This window comes from Bacillota bacterium, from assembly GCA_012518215.1.
Taxonomy (GTDB): Bacteria; Bacillota; Dethiobacteria; order DTU022; family PWGO01; genus JAAYSV01.
In genome coordinates this window covers 1-23,430 of record JAAYSV010000054.1, presented here as the reverse complement: position 1 = coordinate 23,430, position 23,430 = coordinate 1, and the positions used below count along the sequence as shown (strand labels likewise).

The following is a 23,430-nucleotide window of genomic DNA, read 5'->3' as shown; positions in this document are numbered from 1 at the left end:
AATTCAACAGGAGTGTATCGCCTCGTGTGCAATTGGCATGTGGTCAGGTACAATTATTGCTTCGCAGGCCAGGCCGGATTGTCGTTCGTTCCGGAAACCTGGCCAGGGAATGGACCGTTGCAGGATTTTCGAATTGCTTGAGTCCGGAAAAGTTTGCAAGATACAGGGATCGGATTTTGGAAACGGTTTCAATCATGAGTTCTTCAATTTGACTGATAAATCCTCCTTCCTGAACATACAATATTTTTAAAACGGCCTGCCATGCCCGTTTTCTATTTCTTGACAAAGAAAATAAAGGTTTATATAATTGCATTAGTTTTTTTCAGGAGGGACAACTTTGTTTCTTGATCTTGGCTTGCTCGAGAATGAACCCCTGAAAGTGTTCAATATTTCTTTTGAAAAAGATCCTGTTGAATTGGGGTGGGTCGGAAGAATCAATGGTGACACAGACAGCAGACTGACGATAAACATGGAAGCATACTACAACCGTGGGGCTGTCTATATCTCGGGGACGATGGAGGCGATCTATCAGGCGGAATGTTCGTGCTGTCTGGAGCCGTTTGAAAAAAGAATGAAATCCTCGTTCCAGGAGGAGTTGAGCCTGCATTTGTCCGGTGGTGAAAGGGAGGCATCCATGGAAGACCTGGAAGAAAGCCTTCCGGTCAAGGGTGGTCTGATTGATCTTGGGGAATATTTCAGGCAGTTGTTCGAGTTGTCCAGGGGATTGAATGACCTCTGCCGTGAAGATTGCCTGGGGATCTGCCCCGTCTGTGGGGAAAATCGAAACAAAATCAGATGCAAATGCGAGAAGGAGAATGTCGATCCGCGTTTTTCCATCTTGCAGGATTTGAAAGATAAATTGGATAAAGAAGAAAACAGTTAGGAGGAGTAAGATGGCTGTTCCAAAGAGGAGAACTTCCAAGGCCCGGCGGGACCACAGGCGTGCCCAGAAGAAGTTGAAGGCAGTACAGCTGGTGGAATGTCCCCGTTGTTTCGAATTGAAACTGCCCCACCGCGTCTGCATGAAATGTGGTTTTTACAAGGACAGAAACGTCGTAGAGATCGAAGGTTGATAACCTCGCATAACCATTCCGCCTGAAATGCGCTTGCTTCCTGAAAGGGCAGTTTATGGCGGTATTGTTTTTTCTTTGACTCGATTGTTACTTGATTGTTAATGAAATGGATGGAGGTAGCAATATCTTTTGGTCAGGATAGCCATTGATGCCATGGGGGGCGATAACGCTCCGGGGGAAATTGTCAGGGGCGCCGTGGAGGCTTTGTCACGGGATCAGGGCCTGAAAATAATATTGGTCGGGCTGGAAAAAATGATAAAGCCACTCCTCCCGGGTGAGGGGATCCCAGGAAACAGGATCGAGGTGGTCCATGCACCGGAAGTTATTACCGGCGATGATACCCCCGGTATTTCCATCCGCCGCAAAAAAGGGGCCTCGATGGTTATGGCTCTTGAAATGGTTCGTGGCGGTGATGCCGATGCGATTCTAAGCGCGGGAAATACAGGGGCGTTGATGGCCGGGGGCCTTATTTTTCTGGGAAGGATTCCAGGGGTGTCCCGTCCGGCCCTGTTGACCACTTTCCCCGTTTTTGACGGTGAACCGGCGGTTATCCTGGACGTTGGTGCCAACATGGATGCCCGTCCTGAACAGATGCTTCAATATGCATTTATGGGCAGTGCATACGCCCGGCAGGTTCTAAAAAGGAAAAATCCGAAAATATCCTTGCTCAACGTGGGTGTCGAAAACAACAAGGGTAACGAGCAGGTCAAAAAAACATACGAACTGTTTGCCTCCCATGTGGAAAATTTTGCCGGTAATATTGAACCCTATGGTATCTTTGAGGGAAACACGGATGTGGTCGTCTGCGATGGCTTCGTGGGAAACATCTTTTTAAAAACAGCCGAAGGAATATCCAGAGGAATCTTTGAAGGGTTGAAAGAGCAATTCATGCAGAATATGGCCAGCGAAAACGAGGCGCGCGCTTTATTTTCATCCTTCAATGCTTTTCGCCTTAAAATGGATGATGTGGAGTACGGCGGAGCACCTCTTATCGGTGTGAAGGGAATCTGCATAAAGTGCCATGGTTCATCGGGGCGGAGGGCAATAATGATGGCCATCAAAAACCAGGTTATTCCTTCGGTCAAAAACAGGGTTAACGATGTGATAGAGGAATCCATAGCCGGGTTGAAAATTGACTGGAAAGGGTTCTGATCATGCCAGGTTTATTAAAAACGGCGATAACATCGGTTGGCGTATCTCTGCCGGAGAAACGTCTAACCAACTCGGATCTTGAAAAGATGGTGGAGACAAGTGATAACTGGATCGTTTCCCGCACCGGAATCAGGGAACGGCGTATTCTGGGAAAGGAACGGGCTGCATCGGATCTGTCCGTGGATGCAGGTATGCAGGCTTTGAAAGGGACGGCATTGAATGCGGAGGAAATTGACCTGATCATTGTCTGTACAAGCACCCCCGATTTTCCCGTTCCTTCAACAGCATGCGTGGTGCAGGATGCGATGGGTGCGACCAGGGCGGCGGCCTTTGATCTGAATGCCGGGTGTACCGGATTTGTATATGGCCTTGCTGTTGGCAGGCAGTTTGTTGAAAGTGGCACTTGCGAAAATGTCATGGTCATCGGGGTTGATATTATCAGCCGGATCGTCGATTGGGAAGATCGGGCTACCTGTGTCTTGTTCGGGGATGGCGCCGGTGCGGCCATCCTGCAACCCACGAATGCCGGGAGGGGCTTTCTCGCAACGGATTTGCGTTCGGATGGGAGCGGGGCGGAGATGCTCATTGTGCCGGCCGGGGGATCCAGATTGCCGGCTTCCGAGACGACGGTGAAGGGGAAGGAACATTTCGTGAGGATGAATGGAAATGAAATTTTCAAATTTGCGGTTCGCGTCATTGAAGACATAACCGTCAACCTGCTGAAGAAGGCCGATGAAGAGGTGGAAAGTCTCGATCTGTTGTTTCTGCACCAGGCCAATTCCCGCATTATCGAAGCGGCGCGGAGAAGGTTGGGGTTGCCCGCGGAAAAAGTGCCGATCAATATAGATCGGTATGGCAACACTTCGGCGGCTTCCATTCCCATATCGCTGCATGAAAGTGTTGAAGATGGAACATTGAAGAAAGGTGATCTCGTGGCCATGGTTGCTTTTGGCGCAGGGTTGACTAGCGGTGGTGTCCTTCTTGAATGGTAATAATTTTGCAATCGGTGGTGGCATAATATTTTATACTGCGGATAACATTAAATCTAACGCCATGGTTTCAAAAAAGGAGCGTTGATGAAGTGGGAAAAGTGGCTTTTCTTTTTCCGGGGCAGGGTGCCCAGTACATAGGGATGGGTAAGGATTTCTACGATGAATACGATGTTGCCCGTGGGATATTCAAGCGTGCCGATGATATTTTAAATTTTCCCATATCTGAATTGATATTCAACGGAGGAGAGGACCTCTCCAGAACGGCCATAACTCAGCCAGCCATATTACTTACAAGCGTTGCCATTCACGAGGTTCTGAGGGAAGAGGGCCTGGTTCCGGATGCTGTAGCTGGCCTGAGCCTGGGTGAATACAGTGCCCTTGTTGCTGCAGGAGCTTTTTCTCTGGAGGATGCATTGCCCCTGGTGCAGAAAAGGGGTATTTACATGCAGGAGGCGGTTCCGCCGGGGCAGGGGATGATGGTGGCCGTTATCGGGGCCGGGAGGGCGGATGTCGAAAATATGTGCAAGCGGGCTTCTTCCCTGGGTATCGTTCAGCCAGCCAATTTCAATTATCCCGGCCAGATAGTTATTTCGGGGGAAAGCAAGGCGGTAAAGAGGGCGATGGAGATTGCCGGGGAGGAGAAGCTGGCCAGAAGGATGGTCATCCTCAAAGTCAGCGCTCCATTTCACAGCAAGCTCATGCTTCCGGTTCAGAAAAAACTTTCTGCGGAACTGGACAGAATCAAGATTGAAAAACCGGCCGTGCCCCTGGTAAGCAATGTATCGGGCAGTTTTGTAACGGATCCGCAACTGATCAAAGAAGCTTTGGTAAAACAGGTCAGCAATACGGTAAGATGGGAGGATTCCATCGTCAATCTGATTGACGGTGGATTCGATACTTTCGTGGAGGTTGGCCCGGGAAAGGTTCTGACCGGGTTCATGAACAAGATATCGCCGGATGTGAACTCTTCAAGCATCGATGACGTGGAATCGTGGTTGCAGGCGAAAGAGAGGATCATGGAAAGGGGAAACATGAAATATGCCTAAACTTGAGGGAAAAGTGGCCCTGGTTACCGGTGGATCACGGGGGATAGGCAGGGCTATCGTGAAGGCGCTTGCCGGTGAAGGGGCATCGATGGCCATCAACTATCGGCAGAATGAGAAGGCGGCACGGGAAGTGCTGGAGATGGTTGAAGCTGAAGGTGGCCGGGGGATAATTGTAAGGGCTGATGTGGCCGATCGGCAATCATGCGATCGGATGATACTGGAGACTATTGATTATTATGGAAGGATTGATATACTTATCAATAATGCAGGTATCACCAGGGACAATATCATGGTGATGATGAAACAGGAAGAATGGGAAGATGTTATCAATATCAACCTGACCGGGGTGTTCAATTGCTGTCAGGCGATCATCCGCCCTCTGTTGAAACAGAAGAGCGGTGGGCGGATTGTCAACATATCTTCGATAGCCGGGATATACGGAAATAGCGGGCAGGCCAATTATGCCGCCTCCAAAGCCGGGGTCATAGCTCTTACCAGGTCGCTGTCCAGGGAACTTGGTTCAAGGGGTATCACCGTCAATGCCGTTGCTCCCGGTTTTATTGAAACGGAGATGACGGCACAATTGACCGACAGGATACAGAAGGAATCCTTGAGAAGGATCCCCCTGGGAAGGATCGGCAAGCCCGAGGATGTGGCAGCTGCTGTATTGTTTCTTGTGGCCGATGCCGACTATATAACCGGACAAGTATTGCCTGTTGACGGAGGACTGGTTCTGTAATACATAAAAATGTGGGAAGGGGGTGCAAATGAAGTGGTTGTCTTTGATAAGGTAAAAGAGATAATTTCAGAGCAACTGGATATTGACATTGACAATATTATTTTGGACTCCACGTTCGAGGAAATGGATGCCGATTCATTGGATCTGGTAGAACTGGTGATGGCTCTGGAGGAGGAATTTGATATCGAAATAACCGATGAGGAAATAGAGGGTATCAAGACCGTGGGTGATGTGGTCAATCATATCAGCTCGAAAATATAGTTCCTTTTCGCTTCAGATACAGCGTATTTTTATTTTCAATATACAGCCGGCCTTTTGATCGGAACATAAAAAGGCCGGTAGTGGTATTCAAAGAGGTGTTATCGTGAGAGAAAGAAGAGTTGTGGTTACCGGGGTGGGTGTTGTTTCACCGATCGGCAACAACAGGGAGACATTCTGGGAAGGCCTTATCAGCGGGAGAAATGGTATTGACCTGATTTCCCGTTTCGACCCTTCAGATTATTCCTCAAGGATTGCTGGCGAGGTCAAAGATTTTGACCCGTTGAGGTACATCGAGAAAAAAGAAGCCAAAAAGATGGATAGGTTCACGCAATATGCGGTGGATGCAGCCATGCAAGCATGGGAAGACGCCGGTCTGAACGGCCATGATGATCTGGATAAAGAACGGCTGGGGGTTTCGGTCGGGTCCGGAATTGGCGGTATCGGTACTTTCGAGGAACAGATGAAAATACTCATGGAAAAAGGGCCGCGCAGAATCAGCCCGTTCATGGTGCCCATGCTCATTGCCAACATGGCTGCAGGTTATATTTCCATCTACCTGCAGGCAAGGGGCCCGCTCAACACGACGGTCACCGCCTGTGCAACTTCAACACATTCCATTGGCGATTCTTTCCGGATCATCCAGAGAGGGGATGCCGATTGCATGGTGGCCGGGGGTGCAGAGGCAGCGATTACCCCTCTGGCTTACGGGGGGTTCTGTTCAGCACGGGCCCTCTCCACACGCAATGATTCTCCCGGGGAGGCCTCCAGGCCTTTCGATGAACGCCGCGATGGGTTCGTAATGGGGGAAGGCGCCGGGGTCGTGATCATGGAGGAGCTGGACAGTGCGCTAAAAAGAGGCGCAGATATCTACGGGGAGATTGTAGGTTATGGCATGTCCGGGGATGCCTATCACATCACTGCCCCTGATCCCGAGGGTAGGGGGGCTTTTCTGTGCATGAAAAGGGCTCTGGACGACGCCGGCCTGGAACCCGGGCAGATCGATTATATCAATGCACACGGCACTTCGACGCCACATAACGACAGGATCGAGACCATTTCCATAAAAAAATTATTTGGCGAGCATGCTTGCAGGCTGGCTGTAAGTTCCAACAAATCGATGTTCGGCCACCTTCTGGGTGCCGCAGGTGCCGTTGAACTTATCTCCACCCTTATGACCCTGAAGCACCATGTCATACCGCCTACGATCAACTATGAATACCCGGACCCCGAATGTGACCTTGACTATGTACCCGGGAAGATGCGTGAAGCCACAGTTGATCGTGCCCTGTCAAATTCCTTTGGTTTCGGCGGTACCAATTCCTGTCTGGCACTGAAAAGATTTGAATTTTAATACGGATATACCGGGTGAGCGCCTTGGCTGTTGAAAGTGTCCACAAATTGTTGAAGAAGCTGGGATGGAATTTTCATGACCTGAATTTGTACAGGGAAGCATTGATTCATTCTTCCTACGCACACGAAACCGATGATAGATTGAACCACAATGAACGCCTTGAATTTCTTGGAGATTCCGTGCTTGAATTGGTGGTCAGCGATTATCTGTTCAAAACCTATCCCCTTGCAACTGAAGGCGATCTGACCAGGTTGAGGGCAAAAATCGTCTGCGAAAAATCACTGGTGCGGATCGCCCTGCGCCTGGAGCTGGGGCAATACCTGTGCCTGGGGAAAGGTGAGGCTGCCAGCGGCGGCGATTCACGCCCGTCGATACTGGCTGATGCGGTGGAAGCGCTTATCGGCGCTCTTTTTTTGGATCAAGGTTACCGGGTAGCTCATGACCATGTCCTGTCCTTGATGGGGCCCATTTTTGAAATGTGGGACCGGGGGGGACTGAACGAGGATTTCAAAACATTGATCCAGGAATACATGCAGTCGCGTTATTCCATTACTCCCCGTTACAGGATCATCAGCGCAAGGGGGCCGGACCACGATAAGGTGTTTATCGCTCAGGTACGACTGGGCCGCAAAGTGATCGGTACCGGATCCGGTAAAACCAAGAAAGCGGCCGAACAGGCGGCGGCAAAATTTGCCTGGGAGGCACTGGAGCATGATTGATGGTGCCCCGGTAAAATGCCGGGAATGGCATATGTGGAGATGGCCTTGAAGGAAGTTGCATCCTTGAATTAGAATATAATAGATGGTGAATTGGCACGGGGAAGAACCCGTGTGGGTTTGCGATGAAAAAAAAGCAGCGGACATGGATCTAAGATTGTAAAGGGGTAATGTAGTTGTACTTGAAAAAAATCGAGATATTCGGTTTCAAGTCTTTTGCCGACAAGGCTACAATCGAGTTTTCCAGGGGGAGCTCGGCGATAATTGGCCCCAATGGATGCGGGAAAAGTAATATCGTTGATGCCGTCAGATGGGCTCTGGGCGAACAGAGTGTCAAGGATCTGCGCGGGGGGCGGATGGAAGACCTTATTTTTTGTGGAAGCAAGGAACGAAAACCCCTCAATTTTGCGGAAGTAAGCCTATGCTTTGAAAATGTAGATTCCCACCTCGAGCTTGATTTTGCCGAGATGGAAATCACCCGCAGGCTGTACCGCTCCGGTGAAAGCGAATATTTTATAAACAAAACCCCCTGCCGCCTGAAGGATATTGCAGAATTATTCATGGATACAGGGGTCGGCAAAGAATTCTATTCCATAGTGGGACAGAACCGGGTCGAGAAAATCATCTCTGCAAGGCCCGAGGATTGCAGGGAACTGATAGAAGAGGCTGCAGGGACGTTGAAATACAGGCATCGCAAGAGGGAGGCCCGCCTGAGGCTCGATGATATGCGCGTCAACTTGCAGCGGATCAGGGATCTGATCCACGAGTTGGACAATCAGATCGAGCCGTTGAAAGGGCAGGCAGAGCTGGCACGAACTTACATGGAGCTCAGAGATACTTTGAAGGCCAGGGAAAGTCTTGTTCTGAATCACAGGATATGTGAATACAAATTGCTCGTGGAAAAGGTAAGCGAAAAGCTGGAAAAAAATAAAAATGAAACGGTCAGGGTGATAAGTGATTTAACAACGACAGTCGCATCATTGCAGGAGACGGAAAGGCGGCTGGAAGAGGTCGAAGATCGCAAGAGTGCCCTTGAAAAGGAATTGAATGCTGCCTGGCAGGAAAAAGAACAGATCGAGGGAAGGTTGCGCCTGCTGGAAGAAAAAAAACAGAACCAGGTTCGGCGTCTGGAGGAGAACAGGGAAAGCCGGGACAATCACGGGAGAAAAGCCCGGGAATTGGGCTATGCATGTGTACAACACGAAGAACAACTTGCAGAAAAAAAGAAAGAAATAGAGATGATCCGGGAAGAAGTGGATAAATTACAGCAAGAAAATGAACGTTACCGGACCGAGGAGTCTTTGCTGCAGATGGAACAGCTCAAGCAGGAACTTGTTTCCACCGCGACACGCATCGAGGCGCTGGAAGCGACATTGGCTGAAATAGTCCATCGGCAGGAAAGGATAGAGTCGGAGCGTGCAGATATCGAAGAGCAGATTGAAAATGAGCGAGAGAAGGTTGGATCGATCGGCCGGAAAGCCTCGGAGGTGGAGGGGGAGAGGCAGGCAAAAAAAACGCTTTTGAGTGAAACGCTGCAGAAAATTGATGCAATCGAATCTGTACTGGAAAAAACCAGAGAAAAAGAGTCATCGATCGAGCAGCAGCTTGCAATGATCAGGGAGCGCCTTTCCGCGGGCGAAAATAAACGGTGGCTGTTGAAAAAACTTGAAGAAGATGGCAGGACTTCATTTCAGATTGGATCGGAGGAATTGCTCGGCAACTCTTCCTTGCAAAAGATACTTCCGGGAGCCATCTTCTCCAAAATAGCTGTTGTTCCGGAGTTCAGGGGCGCACTTGAAGCGGTGCTGGGTGAGAAGGTTTTCGGGGTTGTGGCCACGGATGAGAAAGCGGCGGTACGGGCTGTAAATTATCTCAAGAATGGACGGAGGGGTTGGGCCACCGTTTTTCCGTTGAGCACTGCTCGCAAAATTGAAGCCGGGGTTGCTTCCATGTCCGAAAAGATCAAGGGGGTCCCCGGTAACAAAGGATCCTTCCTCGAGATTTGTCATGTGGATCCGGAATACAAAGAGATCGGCAGGTGGCTGTTGGGGAATATCTACCTGACCGAGGATCTGGAAGCTGCGCTTGACGTGGCCCGTGAATCGGGGTATTCGGTATATGCGGTTACCCTGGATGGTGAAGTTGTATATCCCGGTGGTGCCATACGCGGGGGTGGGGGGAAAGAGGAAGAAACCCGAAGATGGAATCGGGAGGAAGAAATCAAAAAAATTGAAAGCAAAATAGCCAGAGATCGAAAAGAAATGGAGGGGCTGTCAGGGAAACTGCGGCATCTTGAGAAACAAACCGGAGCTTACGAAGAAAAACAGGCGCATTCACGAGAATTTGTGGAAAAGCTGAAGGCGGAAATGGAGGCCCTGGAGAGGAAAAGGGCACTCCTTGACCAGGAGAAGGATCATCGGGAAGCAAATATACGGATGCACTTCAGTTTGGCCGAATCCCTGGTCACGGAGGAGGGTGAACTGTGTGAACGGGGGGATTCACTGCGTGAAGAGTTGCTTCAACTGAATAAAAGAAGCGCCACCCTCGAATCAGCGCACGATGAGATGAAGGAAAGACATCGCCACATCATCGAAGGCCGGGATGCCGTTGCTGACGCCCTCACCCGGAAAAAAATAGAATATAACAAGGTTGCCGAACAGCGCAATTATCTCGCTGAACGTCTGGTGCTGACCAGAAACGATTTGCAGAAAGTTGAAAATGAAATAGCCGAACTGGATCGGAATATCGTGCATATCGAGGAACTTCTTGTGGAGATGGGCGAGGAGAAAACGGAAGAGGTCAGGAAAATGGATCGACTGGCAGCCGGAAGCAGGGAAAAAACGATAGAATATGAAGATATTCGACGGGAATATGACACGGGAATGGCCGAAAAGAAGGAACTTGAGAAAGAGGAGCAGGTCCGAAAAAACAAGCGCCATAGGCTGGAACGCGCAGAACACAGGCTGGAAATCGAGAAAACCCGCCTGCAGTCAGAATATGAGCACCTGCAAAATCTTTTCAGGGAAAAGTTCGATGCATACCCGGCAAGGGAGATAGACGAACCTGATTATAACGAGGCCGAGGTCATGGAAGAGATCAATCGGCTGAAGGAAGAAATCGAGTTGATGGGACAGGTGCGTATCGGGGCCATAGACGAGCTGGAACGGATCACGGAAAGGGTCTCTTTTTTGCAGGAACAGGAGAAAGATCTGATTGAAGGGGAGGAGTCTGTAAAAGATATCCTGGCAGAGATAGATGAACGCATAATGAACAAACTTGTCGAGGCGCTGGAAGAGATCGCGGGCCATTTCAGGGATACCTTTGTGGAGCTGTTCGGTGGCGGGCAGGCGATCTTGAAATTTACCGATCCGGAAGCCATTCTCGACTCCGGTATCGAGATAGTTGCCCAGCCTCCGGGGAAAAATTTGAGAAATATATCCTTGCTCTCTTCAGGGGAGAAAGCGCTTACGGCCATAGCGCTTATCTTTGCGCTTTTCAGATACAAACCGGCTCCATTTTATTTCCTGGACGAGATCGAATCCTCCCTTGATGATAGCAATCTTTCCAGATTCATTGATTTCATGGATGATGCCGTCGCCGGTTCTCAGTTCATCTTTATTACCCACCGGAGAAGCACGATGGAGAAAGCCGATGTGGTTTACGGCGTTACCATGCCGGAACCGGGTATTTCACAGATCATATCCATGAAAGTCAACGAGATAGCCAGTTGAAATTTGATGAAGGAGATGTACCATGAGCCTGTTTGACAAATTCAAAAGCGGTCTGGAAAGGAGTCGTAAAAATTTTGGCCAACGCCTGGAACATCTTTTCCGGGGCCGGGAAATCACGGACGCTTTTTTTGAAGAACTGGAAGAGGGGCTGATTCTTGGCGACGTGGGGGCTGAAACCTCGGAGAATATTATCGAGAGTCTCAGGGAAGAACTGCAGGACAAAAGGATAACCGATGCGGCCAGGGTTAAAGAAATACTGGCCCGGCAACTGATTGGTTTGTTGAGCCATTATCCGGTCCTTCCCGAAAGGGACATTTTTGATACCCCCCTGGTCATCCTGGTGGTGGGTGTCAACGGTTCGGGAAAGACCACCACCATTGGCAAACTTGCTCATCGCTGGATCAGAAACCGGAAGAAAGTGATGCTGGTAGCCGGAGATACTTTCCGGGCAGCGGCCATAGAGCAGCTTGAAATCTGGGCCGAACGTACCGGTGCAGAGATTGTCAAACAGCAGGCAGGATCCGACCCTTCCTCTGTTTATTATGATGCTTTGCAGGCCGCCAGGGCCCGTGATGTGGATGTCGTGATCGGTGACACCGCCGGCAGGCTGCATACCAAGGTGAACCTGATGGAGGAACTGAAAAAGATACACCGGGTCTGCGGTAAAGTGATCGCCGGTGCACCCCAAAAAGTAATGTTGGTCATCGATGCCACCACCGGGCAGAATGGGTTGGCACAGGCGGAAAAGTTCAACCATGCTGTTCCGGTTTCCGGGGTGATTCTGACGAAACTTGATGGGACCGCCAGGGGTGGTATTGCCATTGCCATCAAGGAACGGCTCGGAGTTCCGATCAGTCATGTGGGCCTGGGGGAGAAGATAAATGATCTGGAGTATTTTGATCCCGGCCTTTTCGTGGAGGCTCTTCTGGGTTGAAAGCAGCCGCAAGCCCTCTTTTTCTGCCATTTATTTTATTTACACAAAAATGGAAGGCATATATCATCATCAGCAACATGGCCTGATGATGGCATGCATTCTTCACTATTCAGTCCTGAATACAATTGCAGGGATTGCTTGTTGATACATTTTTGTGTAAAATGTGGTGTAAAGTAAAAACACTTGACAGGCGGAAAAATGCTTGAGAAACTTGAACGAGTAAGTTATCTGTATGACATATACGGGCTTTTTCTGACACCCAAGCAGCAACATGCGTTGCGGCTGTATTATTTTGACAACCTTTCCCTGGGTGAGATTGCCGAGGTTCAACGGATCAGCAGGCAAGGTGTCCATGATATCGTAAAACGAGCTTTGCAATCACTGGAAACCCTGGAAGGGGCAATGAAGCTGTACGAACGTTATGTCTATCGCAAGAAGAAATTGAGCAAGATGCTGGAGATAATATCAGCATTGGAGCTGGAGATGCAGGGGAAGGAAATTGACAGGTTAAGAAAGATTGTCAAGGATCTGTTTGCGGAAAATGAAAATTAACGATGTTTTTATTTGAATAATATAAAAGAGGTATATGACGATGTTTGCTTCTCTTTCGGAAAAAATGCAGGATGTATTCAAGCGCTTGAAGGGAAAAGGCAAGTTGAATGAAAAAGATGTGGAGGCCGCGCTGCGCGAAATAAGGGTTGCTCTTCTTGAGGCTGATGTAAATTTCAAGGTCGTAAGAAGTCTCGTGTCGGCGGTGAAGGAAAGGGCCGTGGGGCACGAAGTTTTGAAAAGTCTTTCACCGGCGCAGCAGGTTGTCAAAATCGTCAGGGAAGAATTGACGGCATTGCTTGAACAGGACAGCAGCCGGATAAAGATGGCTTCAACTCCGCCAACGGTCATTTTGCTGGCCGGGATCCAGGGAGCGGGAAAGACGACCACCGCGGTCAAACTGGCCTTTCACCTGCGGAGCAAGGGGCAACGGCCACTTCTGGTTGCAGCGGATTTGCAGCGCCCGGGGGCGGTTGACCAGTTGAAGATCTTTGCTGCCGAAGTTTCTTTGCCCGTGTATGCAGGTGGAAATACTCCCCTTGATGTATGCCAGAAGGCGATAGAACATGCTGAAAGTGAAGGCCTGGATGTGGTCATCGTGGACACGACCGGCCGTCTTCATGTGGCCGAGGAATTGATGGAGGAGCTTTCCGTTTTGCAGGGAGCTTTGAATCCCCAGGAGGTACTTCTTGTTGTCGATGCGATGACGGGGCAGGATGCGGTCAACATTGCCGAGGAATTCAACACAAGAGTGGATCTGTCGGGTGTAATCCTGACCAAGCTGGACGGGGATACGAGGGGTGGGGCCGCTCTCTCCATAAGGTCGGTTACGGGTTGCCCCATAAAGTTCATCGGAACCGGGGAGAAGGTTGAGGGGCTTGAACCATTTTACCCCGAGCGGATGGTTAAAAGGATACTGGGAATGGGCGACATCCTTTCTCTGATCGAGAAGGCAGAATCCACGATGGACAGGGAGAAGGCAGCCGAGCTGGAAAAGAAACTTCTGAGCCAACAGTTCACATTGGAAGATTTTCAGGAACAATTGGTACAGATCAAGAAGATGGGTTCGCTGAATGAGATCATAGACCTTATTCCCGGTGGAGCCGGAATTCCCAAAGAGGTAAAAAATCTTGCTTTCGGTGACAAACAGCTGGCGGTGACCGAGGCTGTCATCAATTCCATGACCAGGCAGGAACGAGCCAATCCCCACATCATAAACAGCAGCAGGCGCAGAAGGATTGCCATGGGCAGTGGTACCAGCGTGCAAGACGTGAACAGGCTTCTTAAACAATTTGAACAGATGAGAAAGATGATGAAAAAATTGGGGGCCATGGACAGGAGGAAAGGGTTCAAGAAAACCAAAAAGAACAGAAGGTTCCCTTTTATGTGATTGATCATGGATAGAAAGGGGGTGTTGTATTGGCTGTAAGGATACGTTTGAAGAGAATGGGGGCAAAAAAACAGCCTTTTTACCGTATCGTTGTTGCAGATTCACGTTCTCCCCGGGATGGCAGGTTTATCGAGGAAGTGGGTTATTATAACCCCACCACCGATCCGATTACTTTGTTTATCAATCAGGAAAAGGTTGATTACTGGGTCTCAAAAGGGGCGAAGCCTTCTGATAGGGTAAGAAAACTGCTTGAAAAAGCAGTTGCCAATTAAGTTAAGGAGGTTTGCTATGAAGGAATTGGTAGAATACATTGCAAGATCATTGGTAGATTATCCCGAACAGGTGGACGTGCAACAGGTTGAGGGGGAACGCTCCATTATTCTGGAACTGAGAGTTGCACCGGAAGATATGGGCAAGGTCATTGGCAAACAGGGGCGGATTGCCAAGGCAATCCGTATTGTAGTGGGGGCAGCGGCCATCAAAGAAAACAAAAGAGTGATGGTCGAGATCATAGAATGAGAAATACAACGCGGACTGAGGTTATGATATGGGGGCCAATCTGGTCGTAATCGGCACCGTTATTTCCAGCCACGGTTTGAAGGGCGAGATCAAGGTCTTTCCCCAATCTGATTTTCTGGAGCGTTGCCATGGTTTGAAAAGCGTAAGAATAAAAGAATCAGGCGGATTCAGGATTGCGGAAGTCGAAAAAGCCCGGATTCAGGGAAAATTGTGGGTCATCAAACTGGTGGGTGTAGATAGTCGTGAAGAAGCGGATGCAATGAAAGGCGATAATTTGTATATCTTGCCGGAAGAAAGGGTGCCGTTGCCTCCGGGTCATTACTACCACAGCGAGATTGTGGGGATGCAGGTTTGTTCGGAAGAAGGGAATTTTCTCGGTACCGTCAAAGAGATTGTTCCCTCGGCGGCGCAGGATATTTACGTGGTCGAAAAGGCCGGGGGCGGGGAATTCCTCATGCCGGCGGCCAAACAAATTGTAAAAGAGATTGACACCAGGCGCGGCAGGATGAGGGTGGATTTACCGGAAGGCCTTTTTGATCTGTAATCTGTCTGGAGGTCACCATGCATATCGATATTGTTACCATATTTCCCGGGATGTTCAACGGTCCTTTCCAGGAAAGCATGATCAAGCGGGCGCTGGATAGAAACCTGGTCAGTATCAATATTGTTGACCTGAGGGATTATGCCGGGGGAAAACATCGCCAGGTAGACGATTACCCTTATGGCGGGGGGGGCGGGATGGTTCTGAAGCCGGAACCGCTATTCATGGCCGTAAGGGAACTGGGCACCCGAGGCAAGGGGGCCCCGTATGTGATCTTGATGTCCCCGAGGGGCAAGGTTTTTGACCAGAGGATTGCAGCCGGGCTCGCTGTCAGGGAACACCTCATTTTGCTGTGTGGTCATTATGAGGGGGTGGATGAACGGGTGCGCCAGTACCTGGTTCATGAGGAAATATCGATTGGCGATTACATCCTGACCGGCGGGGAAATTCCGGCTATGGCGGTAACTGACGCAGTGGTAAGGCTTCTGCCGGGAGTCCTGTCCAGTGACGCTGTGAAAGACGAATCATTTACCTTTGCCGGGGGATTGCTTGAATATCCCCAGTACACCAGGCCACCGATGTTCGAGGGATATCCTGTTCCCGATGTATTGTTGTCGGGCAACCATGGGTTGATAGAAAAATGGCGACACCGGCGGGCGATGGAGGCTACCCGGGAACGAAGGCCGGATCTGCTGGATGGAAACGGCAATGATTCCGGGGAGGAAGGGGAAGGTTGAAGTGATTGCCGGGTTTTTCCGGAGGCCCGTTATTGTTGTCAAAGAAAATTCTGTATGCTATAATATGCCTCGTAAAATGGGGACTTTACGGGTATTAACTTGAGGAGGCAGTCCAATGGATATGATACGTGATGTTGAAAAACAGTACCTGAAAAAAGATATTCCGGATTTTTCACCCGGTGATCAGGTCAAAGTTCACGTAAAAGTAGTTGAGGGAACTCGTGAAAGAACACAGATATTTGAAGGGGTCGTGATCCGGAGGCGCGGGGGAGGTTCCAGAGAAACCTTTACCGTGCGCAGGGTGTCATTTGGAATCGGGGCCGAGAGGGTTTTTCCTTTGCATTCCCCCATGATATCACACATCGAGGTGGTCAAAAAAGGGGCAGTCAGGCGTGCCCGCCTCTACTATTTGCGGAAACTTACCGGGAAGAAATCCCGCATCAAGGAAAAGCGTTAAAGGTGAAAGAATACGGCCATCTTGGTTGTTTGCTTCGGTTGTCCGCTGTTTTATCGCCATTGTTTGATGGGAGGCCGGTTTCTTGTTGAAAGAGGTCTGGGAATGGGTACGTGCGATTATTATAGCTGTGGTTGTGGCTTTGCTATTCAGAATGTTCGTGATGGAACATTTTCTGGTTGAAGGGGAATCGATGATTCCAACGCTGAATAACAGCGAAAGAATAATCGTCAACAAGATGGTCTACCATTTTTCCAATCCGGAACAGGGAGATATCGTTGTATTCAATTATCAGGGCCGCCGTGATTTTATCAAAAGAGCGGTGGGGGTGGAGGGGGATACGATCCAGATAATCGACAACAAACTGTACCGCAATGGATTGCCGGTGAATGAATCCTATCTGAAGAATGGTGCAATGCAAGATTATGGCCCCGTAACGGTACCCCCGGAACACATATTTGTTCTTGGCGACAATCGCCCCAACAGCAGGGATAGCCGTTATCCCGATGTGGGATTTGTCTCTCTGGAAAAAGTCAAGGGGCGCGCCAGCATCGTTTTCTGGCCCCTGGATAGTCTCCGACGTATAAACTAATGGGGAATGAAATTGGGCAATAGAAAGATCAACCATGGATCTGCACGTCATTTACGGGAGATCAGGGAACAGATCAAGGCCGTGAATCATGTTATTGAAGTTCTCGACGCTCGTGCTCCATGCAGCAGCAGTAACCCCATCCTTGGAAATATAGCCGGAAAATCTCATCGGATCATCGTTCTCAACAAATCGGATCTGGCTGACCCCGAGGTCACTCACCGCTGGTTGAACTTTTACAAAAAAGAGAATGCGAGGGCTCTTTCTTTCAGTATTCGGCATTCCCCCTCCACGATATTTTCGGTTTTGGACAGAACAGGCATGATGTCAGCGAGGCCAAGGTTCAGACGGCCCGGCAGGGTCCTGGTAGTCGGTATTCCCAATGTGGGTAAATCGACGATTATCAATTCGTTGCTGGGGAGAAAATCTGCAAAAACCGGGGATCAGCCGGGAATTACACGTGGAAAACAATGGATAAGAATCAAGGAAGGATGGGAACTGCTCGATACGGTAGGGATCATTCATCCACATGTCAATGCCGAAACCTTCAATGTCCTGGCGGTTCTGGGGATGCTGGAAGACTCCCGATTCGATTCCCCGAAGGTGGCGGAATGGTTGTTGAACGAATCGGGAATCCGGGGGCTGAAAGAAGGAATAGCCGGACGGTATGGCGACAGGGCGATTATCGATGCCTTGCATACGGAGGAAGTATTGAAATTGATAGGCTCAAGAAGAGGTTGCCTCCGGGCCGGGGGGGAAATTGATTCGAATGCGGCGGCGCAGATATTGCTGAAGGAATTCAGGAGCGGCTTGTTGGGGCGGTATTCCCTGGAGGTGCCGACAGGCGGCTGATGGCCGGGGGGGGACATGAAATGCGGGGATTGACCCTGGGCGAGATTGCACGGATGCTGGACAACAACCTTCTCGATGAGAAACAAATCGTTTTGCTCGGGAAGGATCCGCGCAAGGGGGCCCGAAAACTTGTGGAAAGGTACCTGAAAAAAGAAGAAGAGAAGAAGAAGGAATTGAAACGGCTCCGCGAGCTGAAAAAATATGAACTGGCGGCAAGGCAGGCCGGATACATGGTCATTGCCGGCGTGGACGAGGCCGGCAGGGGCCCTCTGGCCGGTCCGGTCGTGGCTGCAGCTGTTGTCCTGCCCCTGGACGTAGATTTTGCAGGACTTGATGATTCAAAAAAACTGACCCCCAAACAAAGAGATTCTCTTTATACCCGTCTCCAGGAGGAATTGATCGACATGGGGGTGGGCATCGTTGACGTGGAGCAGATTGATGCCCTGAATATTTACCGGGCTACATTGTTGGCCATGGCCGACGCCGTGAAAGGACTTCTGGTGCCGCCCGATTTTGTGCTGGTGGATGGTTTTCCTGTCCCCGATATTCCTTGCCCGCAAAGAGCCATTTCAGGTGGGGACGGGCTTTCTGTTTCCATAGCGGCTGCATCCATAATTGCCAAGGTAACCAGGGATCGGATCATGGAGGAACTTGATGTCAAGTATCCGCAATATGGTTTTGCACGTCACAAGGGCTATGGCACTGCCGAGCATCGAAAAGCATTGCAAACTTACGGGCCATCACCGGTACATAGGCGTTCCTTCTGCCTGGGATAGAAATCCTGGTTTTCAACAGGTTAAAAATGAGTGGAAGATAGAGGGAAACAAGCATGGGGAACAAACGGGCCAGGGGCATGAAAGGTGAAAAGCTGGCTGCAGACTATCTCCAATCGAAAGGTTACGAGATAGTCACGCGCAATTATCGTTGTTCACTGGGTGAGATAGACCTCATCGCCAGGCGGGAGGGCATGCTCGTTTTCGTGGAGGTCAGAAGCAGGTGGTCGGGTAGTTTCGGACCGCCGGAACAGTCAATTTCTGACCGCAAGATGAACAGGCTGATAGATCTGGCCAACTACTATCTCTCCACCGAGTTGCGAAGGGAAGTGCCTTGCCGGTTTGATTTTATCGGTATAAAATTTAACCGTGAGGACGGGACGGAGAGCATCAACCATATTGCCGGGATAACATGACATGATCCATGTGTTCTCCCGGGGGCAAAAACGTATCAATATAAGGCAGGCCGATCATCTGCTTTCCGCCATGTGTGTTGATGGTCTTGCCGGACCACGAATTCAGGAGTGTGATGCCTTGTATTACATTGGAGTCATAGGATCCGGGGAATGTGACACTTCTTCGTTGCGGATGGCGGAAGAAGTGGGAGCAGAGATTGCCCGTCGCGGGGCCATCCTGGTCTGCGGGGGTGGTGGCGGGGTGATGGAAGCCGCTTCGCGCGGGGCAGGCAATGCCGGGGGAACAGCAATCGGAATCCTGTCCGGTGATGACCATCAAGAAGGAAATGATTGTCTAACATATGCGGTGGCGACGGGAATGGGAGAGGCAAGAAACGCAATCATCGCCAGAACTATTGACGGGGCCATTGCCATAGACGGAGAATACGGTACTCTTTCCGAAATAGCGCTGACCATGAAAATGGGGAAACCGGTCGTGGGAATTCATACATGGAATCTGGATAGCCCCGGGGGAGAAGAACGGAAGATCATTCATTGCGACACTCCAGCAGAGGCCATCGAAACATTGTACAGATTGCTTGGAGAATGCAATCGATAAAAAGCGAGGAAAAAATAAATGAAATATATTGTGATACTTGGTGATGGTATGGGGGATTATCCCCTGGAACGCTTTGAAGGCAAGACCCCTCTTCAGATTGCGCGGAAGCCGGCCATTGATTTCATGGCCGAACGGGGTCTCATGGGGACGGCCCGGACCGTTCCTGCGGGTATGCCTCCGGGCAGTGATACGGCCAATCTTTCGGTGATGGGATATGACCCTGCCAGATATTATAGCGGCCGTTCTCCCTATGAGGCTGCCAGCATGGGTATCAAAATGGGGAAGAAGGATATTTCATTCAGGTGTAACCTGGTTACTCTTTCAGATGACGAACCGTATGAAAATAAAAAGATGGTTGATTACAGCGCCGATGAAGTAACTACCGATGAGGCGAGGATACTCATCAAAGAACTGGAGAAGAATTTCACTGCGGAGGGGATCAGGTTTTACAGCGGAAAAAGTTACCGCCACCTGATGATCTGGGAAGGGGGTCCTTTTGAATGGGATCTTACACCGCCGCATGACATAATCGGCCGGAACATTTCCGGCCATCTCCCCCGGGGGAAGGGCAAGGAAATAATTATCGATATGATGGTCAGAAGTTTCGATTTGCTCTCGGATCATGAAATAAACAGGAAGAGAGCCGGGAGCGGGCTTGAACCGGCAAATTCAATCTGGATCTGGGGGGAAGGACGCAGTCCGTTACTGCCCGATTTCAAAAATAAATATGGTCTATCGGGGGCGGTTATCTCCGCCGTGGATCTGATCAAGGGGCTGGGGATCTGTGCAGGAATGGAATCGATCGATGTCCGGGGTGCTACGGGAAACTTGCATACGGACTATGCCGGCAAGGTGAAAGCCGCCCTGGAAGCACTCGAGAGGGGGAAGGATTTTGTTTATCTGCATATCGAAGCCCCTGATGAATGCAGCCATCGCAACGAACATGAAAACAAAGTCAAAGCGATAGAATTTATCGATAGATTTGTGGTGAAAGAAATGAAGGAGAACATGGACCGGAAAAATATCGACTACAAGATTCTTTTCCTTCCCGATCATTTCACTCCACTGTCATTGCGAACCCACACTGACGACCCGGTTCCCTTCTTGATTTATTCACGGGGCGACAAGATTATCAGTGCCGGGGAAAGGTACTGTGAGGAAAGCGCCGCCAGAACTGGCCTGCATATTCCCGAAGGTCACAGGCTGATGGATTTTTTCCTGGGCTTGCCGGGGAACGATGATTTTGCTGCCAGAAGGTGATGCCAGTGCAAACTTTACAACTGCCAATGCCAGGACGCATTATTTTTTCTTCAACCTGAACCGTTATCATGCAGGTGACATATTTCCATCCGTCATGGTGAAGGGGCGGCAATGCCGCTATTGCCAACCTCGTTTGAAACTCTCCTTGACCGTTCATTCGTGTATGCGGAACACCGACAGTCCTGATTGTTCTAAAAATCACTTCAAAAATATACTTATATAAAGAATAAGAATCAAAAAATGTAAATGGAGGGATCAAATTGAACGAACCAAATGCTTATATGGAATTTTATGAATTTACGGTTGTCCCCAAGGGGTGGCAAAGCCAGCTTGATTATCTGGAGAGCCTCTGCCTGAAAGAAGACTGGAAATTCAGGGACCCGGTGTTGAGTGAAAAAAGTAAAAACAAGAATAACCCCATTCTGGAAAATTACATAGTTCATACCTTTCAGAGATTGAAATTCGAAGAGGAAAATATGAAGGATGAAGAAAAAAACAGCAAATTATTTACCTCTGACCAGGAAGCTTGTTTCAACACAGGGTTGTTCACCAGGAACTATCAGTACATCTATGCCTATTTTGAAAAAAACACCAACCCTTATTTCGAGGTCCCCTGGTATTTCAAGGGATTTTATGAAGAAAGCAATGCCTATCTTGAAAGGATATTTCCCCTTCCCAGGAGAGCCAATTATTTTGAAGATATCAGCGATCTATTGTACGATACCAATCTTAGTTTGAGGGTCAATATCGATCACATCATGGGCAATGAACTCAATAAAGAAAGAATACCCCCAAGCGTGAGGGAGAATCCCAATTTGACCCCACTCTTTACCGGAGCGATAGATATAGCCAAGAAAAAAATCGAGGCAAATTACAAAGAAGCGGTGCCCCAATATTATAAAAACGAAATCCAGTTGCTGATACCGATTTGCTTGCAAGATCCAGATGTGGTGGATGTGGCTCTGGCTATTTCCAAACAAGACAATTATTATGCGGGTATGACATGCTTGACGCTGGACATGGCTTACAACAACGCCCGCCTGATTGCGAGGCCCGATATCTACTGGCTGAAACCCTGAAGCAAGAGGGTTTGAAAGGCAGAAACATGATGGCAGTTGCATGGATGGATTATCGGGGGAATCTGCGTGGTTGTGGCATCGAGATGCAGCCAGGCGGGAAGGAACTCCCTGTTTGTATCCCCCTTCCGGGGTGTGCGGTTTTTCATGGTGAGTGTGGGCAGATGGGAGCCGGTGTCGCCACAAAATGGAATCCGGCCATGACCTTTTCTGTCCCCCGCGGGCACCCGTTCTATCAAAAGAATTTCAGTTTCAACAACACGGTATGACTGTGCAATACCCCCTTCTTGCATGGGATCATGGAAAATATCCTTCCAAATAATCGGGGATGTTCTATAATAGAAAGTGATATTGGGCGATGAGTTAACTTTCTGAAGGGACACCATGAAGGGAAAGGAAGGGGAGAGAGATGAAAAAAAATTACCGATCGGTCATGCCGGGGGCGGAACCGTTTTTTTACCGAGCAGCCGGAAGCGAGATAGGATGTTTGCTGATTCACGGCTTTGGCGGGTCGCCCCATGAGCTGAAACCCATGGGAAAGTACCTGTGGGAACAGGGGATAAATGCCATGGGTGTAAGGTTGAAGGGGCATGGCACCACACCTGCCGATATGCGCGGATCCACCTATCTGGAATGGATCGATTCTGCACGTGAAGGACTGAAAGAAATCAAAAAGGTATGTTCCAGTGTCTTTGTTGCGGGACTATCCATGGGTGGGGCACTGACACTTCATCTGGCTGCAACACATCCCGAAGACATAGCGGGGATAATACCGATCTGTGCACCATCGATACTGGGTGGATGGCGTGCCAGATTGATTCCACTGGCTCCTTTTGTCAACCGCGTGATTCCCTATCTGCCGGGGATCGGAAAAACTGTCCGTGACAGTTCTGTAAAATTGGTCAATTACTTCTGGTTGCCCCCTGCATCAATAATCGAGTTGTTGAAATTTATCGGTGAAACAAATTCCATCTTGCCCCGTATAAAAATACCGGCATTGGTGATTGCTTCCCGCCATGATCCGGTGGTGCCGCTGGACAATGCCGAATACATAATGGAACATATTTCATCGGCGGATAAAAGTATGTTCGTGGTGGATAATTCCCTGCATGTGGTTACCGTTGATTATGACAAGGACAGCGTTTTCAGGGAAACAGAGAAATTTATCAGAAAACAGACGTCGGCCTCGAACGTGGAATAACCGCCCTGATGCCATCAAAGAATCGGATTCATTGATTGAAGGGGCTTTGCATGATAATTCCAGTTTGGGGAGAAACGCTGTGCCGGTTGGTTGTCTCCTTTTTGTGTTAGAGAACAAATTTCACCCCGCACGGGCCTCAAGAGTAGAAAGTATTATGAATGGATTCCTTGAAATAACAACCGCTGGATCATGCACTTTTCCAGCGGTTGTAGTGGCAGGGGAGACAGGACTCGAACCCGCAGCCTACGGTTTTGGAGACCGTTGCTCTTCCCGTTGAGCTACTCCCCTTTCCGCTAGTAATTTTAAAGGAAGGCCGCCTGTTTGTCAAACTTTTCGCTTTTCGGAGGATATGTTAGAGTGATTCACATGCGATAATGTCCCATTAGAAGACAAGGGAAAATGTCCCGGTTTTTAGAAAGTTACCTCGTATTGATTTTATTAAAACGAGGTGAATCTGATGAGAAAGGTTGAGCTAAATAT

26 protein-coding genes and 1 tRNA gene are annotated in these 23,430 nt (G+C 49.4%); 26 read left to right on the top strand and 1 reads right to left on the bottom strand.

What is annotated here, in order from left to right:
- The first annotated feature begins 337 nt into the window (after nucleotides 1-337).
- From GX364_09075 to GX364_08950, 26 genes are all read left to right on the top strand, one after another.
- Entirely contained in the window at nucleotides 338-883 is a 546-nt protein-coding gene (locus tag GX364_09075) for a DUF177 domain-containing protein (GenBank protein NLI71000.1), read from the top strand.
- 10 nt (nucleotides 884-893) lie between these two features.
- Nucleotides 894-1,073: a 50S ribosomal protein L32 gene (gene rpmF, locus GX364_09070; GenBank protein NLI70999.1), complete on the top strand. Its 180-nt coding sequence runs from the start codon at nucleotides 894-896 to the stop codon at nucleotides 1,071-1,073.
- Between the two features lie 153 nt (nucleotides 1,074-1,226).
- Nucleotides 1,227-2,225 (top strand): phosphate acyltransferase PlsX, encoded by a 999-nt coding sequence (plsX, locus tag GX364_09065; protein ID NLI70998.1) that lies wholly within the window; start codon nucleotides 1,227-1,229, stop codon nucleotides 2,223-2,225.
- Nucleotides 2,226-2,227: 2 nt separating this feature from the next.
- Nucleotides 2,228-3,217, top strand: coding sequence for a ketoacyl-ACP synthase III (locus tag GX364_09060; GenBank protein ID NLI70997.1), 990 nt, complete (start codon nucleotides 2,228-2,230; stop codon nucleotides 3,215-3,217).
- A gap of 89 nt (nucleotides 3,218-3,306) precedes the next feature.
- On the top strand, nucleotides 3,307-4,263 hold the full coding sequence (gene fabD, locus GX364_09055) for an ACP S-malonyltransferase (GenBank protein ID NLI70996.1): 957 nt from the start codon (nucleotides 3,307-3,309) through the stop codon (nucleotides 4,261-4,263).
- On the top strand, nucleotides 4,256-5,002 hold the full coding sequence (gene fabG, locus GX364_09050) for a 3-oxoacyl-[acyl-carrier-protein] reductase (GenBank protein ID NLI70995.1): 747 nt from the start codon (nucleotides 4,256-4,258) through the stop codon (nucleotides 5,000-5,002). The genes fabD and fabG overlap by 8 nt, the downstream gene beginning before the upstream one ends.
- Before the next feature lie 9 nt (nucleotides 5,003-5,011).
- The gene (gene acpP / locus GX364_09045; GenBank protein ID NLI70994.1) at nucleotides 5,012-5,263 is read left to right on the top strand and encodes an acyl carrier protein; all 252 of its coding nucleotides are present in this window, start codon (nucleotides 5,012-5,014) and stop codon (nucleotides 5,261-5,263) included.
- A 103-nt stretch (nucleotides 5,264-5,366) separates the two neighbouring features.
- On the top strand, nucleotides 5,367-6,614 hold the full coding sequence (gene fabF / locus GX364_09040; protein NLI70993.1) for a beta-ketoacyl-ACP synthase II: 1,248 nt from the start codon (nucleotides 5,367-5,369) through the stop codon (nucleotides 6,612-6,614).
- A 23-nt stretch (nucleotides 6,615-6,637) separates the two neighbouring features.
- Entirely contained in the window at nucleotides 6,638-7,333 is a 696-nt protein-coding gene (gene rnc / locus GX364_09035; GenBank protein ID NLI70992.1) for a ribonuclease III, read from the top strand.
- Between the two features lie 173 nt (nucleotides 7,334-7,506).
- Nucleotides 7,507-11,061: a chromosome segregation protein SMC gene (gene smc / locus GX364_09030; GenBank protein ID NLI70991.1), complete on the top strand. Its 3,555-nt coding sequence runs from the start codon at nucleotides 7,507-7,509 to the stop codon at nucleotides 11,059-11,061.
- A gap of 22 nt (nucleotides 11,062-11,083) precedes the next feature.
- The gene (gene ftsY, locus GX364_09025; GenBank protein ID NLI70990.1) at nucleotides 11,084-11,995 is read left to right on the top strand and encodes a signal recognition particle-docking protein FtsY; all 912 of its coding nucleotides are present in this window, start codon (nucleotides 11,084-11,086) and stop codon (nucleotides 11,993-11,995) included.
- A 198-nt stretch (nucleotides 11,996-12,193) separates the two neighbouring features.
- The gene (locus GX364_09020; GenBank protein NLI70989.1) at nucleotides 12,194-12,547 is read left to right on the top strand and encodes an RNA polymerase subunit sigma-70; all 354 of its coding nucleotides are present in this window, start codon (nucleotides 12,194-12,196) and stop codon (nucleotides 12,545-12,547) included.
- Nucleotides 12,548-12,581: 34 nt separating this feature from the next.
- Complete coding sequence (ffh, locus tag GX364_09015) at nucleotides 12,582-13,934, top strand: signal recognition particle protein (GenBank protein NLI70988.1); 1,353 nt, start codon at nucleotides 12,582-12,584, stop codon at nucleotides 13,932-13,934.
- A gap of 29 nt (nucleotides 13,935-13,963) precedes the next feature.
- The gene (gene rpsP, locus GX364_09010; GenBank protein ID NLI70987.1) at nucleotides 13,964-14,206 is read left to right on the top strand and encodes a 30S ribosomal protein S16; all 243 of its coding nucleotides are present in this window, start codon (nucleotides 13,964-13,966) and stop codon (nucleotides 14,204-14,206) included.
- A 16-nt stretch (nucleotides 14,207-14,222) separates the two neighbouring features.
- On the top strand, nucleotides 14,223-14,453 hold the full coding sequence (locus GX364_09005) for a KH domain-containing protein (protein ID NLI70986.1): 231 nt from the start codon (nucleotides 14,223-14,225) through the stop codon (nucleotides 14,451-14,453).
- Between the two features lie 28 nt (nucleotides 14,454-14,481).
- On the top strand, nucleotides 14,482-14,997 hold the full coding sequence (gene rimM / locus GX364_09000) for a 16S rRNA processing protein RimM (protein ID NLI70985.1): 516 nt from the start codon (nucleotides 14,482-14,484) through the stop codon (nucleotides 14,995-14,997).
- 17 nt (nucleotides 14,998-15,014) lie between these two features.
- Nucleotides 15,015-15,731 carry a tRNA (guanosine(37)-N1)-methyltransferase TrmD gene (gene trmD, locus GX364_08995; protein NLI70984.1) on the top strand — a complete coding sequence of 239 codons (717 nt, stop codon included), beginning with the start codon at nucleotides 15,015-15,017 and terminating at the stop codon, nucleotides 15,729-15,731.
- A 115-nt stretch (nucleotides 15,732-15,846) separates the two neighbouring features.
- On the top strand, nucleotides 15,847-16,188 hold the full coding sequence (rplS, locus tag GX364_08990) for a 50S ribosomal protein L19 (GenBank protein NLI70983.1): 342 nt from the start codon (nucleotides 15,847-15,849) through the stop codon (nucleotides 16,186-16,188).
- 82 nt (nucleotides 16,189-16,270) lie between these two features.
- Nucleotides 16,271-16,777 carry a signal peptidase I gene (lepB, locus tag GX364_08985; GenBank protein NLI70982.1) on the top strand — a complete coding sequence of 169 codons (507 nt, stop codon included), beginning with the start codon at nucleotides 16,271-16,273 and terminating at the stop codon, nucleotides 16,775-16,777.
- A 12-nt stretch (nucleotides 16,778-16,789) separates the two neighbouring features.
- Nucleotides 16,790-17,626: a ribosome biogenesis GTPase YlqF gene (ylqF, locus tag GX364_08980; GenBank protein ID NLI70981.1), complete on the top strand. Its 837-nt coding sequence runs from the start codon at nucleotides 16,790-16,792 to the stop codon at nucleotides 17,624-17,626.
- A gap of 20 nt (nucleotides 17,627-17,646) precedes the next feature.
- On the top strand, nucleotides 17,647-18,402 hold the full coding sequence (locus tag GX364_08975; GenBank protein NLI70980.1) for a ribonuclease HII: 756 nt from the start codon (nucleotides 17,647-17,649) through the stop codon (nucleotides 18,400-18,402).
- Nucleotides 18,403-18,455: 53 nt separating this feature from the next.
- Complete coding sequence (locus GX364_08970) at nucleotides 18,456-18,815, top strand: YraN family protein (protein ID NLI70979.1); 360 nt, start codon at nucleotides 18,456-18,458, stop codon at nucleotides 18,813-18,815.
- 70 nt (nucleotides 18,816-18,885) lie between these two features.
- Nucleotides 18,886-19,413 (top strand): TIGR00725 family protein, encoded by a 528-nt coding sequence (locus tag GX364_08965; GenBank protein ID NLI70978.1) that lies wholly within the window; start codon nucleotides 18,886-18,888, stop codon nucleotides 19,411-19,413.
- 18 nt (nucleotides 19,414-19,431) lie between these two features.
- Entirely contained in the window at nucleotides 19,432-20,673 is a 1,242-nt protein-coding gene (locus GX364_08960) for a cofactor-independent phosphoglycerate mutase (GenBank protein ID NLI70977.1), read from the top strand.
- A gap of 260 nt (nucleotides 20,674-20,933) precedes the next feature.
- On the top strand, nucleotides 20,934-21,752 hold the full coding sequence (locus GX364_08955; GenBank protein ID NLI70976.1) for a DUF3825 domain-containing protein: 819 nt from the start codon (nucleotides 20,934-20,936) through the stop codon (nucleotides 21,750-21,752).
- Between the two features lie 406 nt (nucleotides 21,753-22,158).
- Nucleotides 22,159-22,950, top strand: coding sequence for an alpha/beta fold hydrolase (locus GX364_08950; protein ID NLI70975.1), 792 nt, complete (start codon nucleotides 22,159-22,161; stop codon nucleotides 22,948-22,950).
- Between the two features lie 212 nt (nucleotides 22,951-23,162).
- Here GX364_08950 and GX364_08945 read toward each other — a convergent pair.
- A tRNA-Trp gene (locus GX364_08945) sits at nucleotides 23,163-23,238 on the bottom strand.
- Nucleotides 23,239-23,430 lie beyond the last annotated feature (192 nt).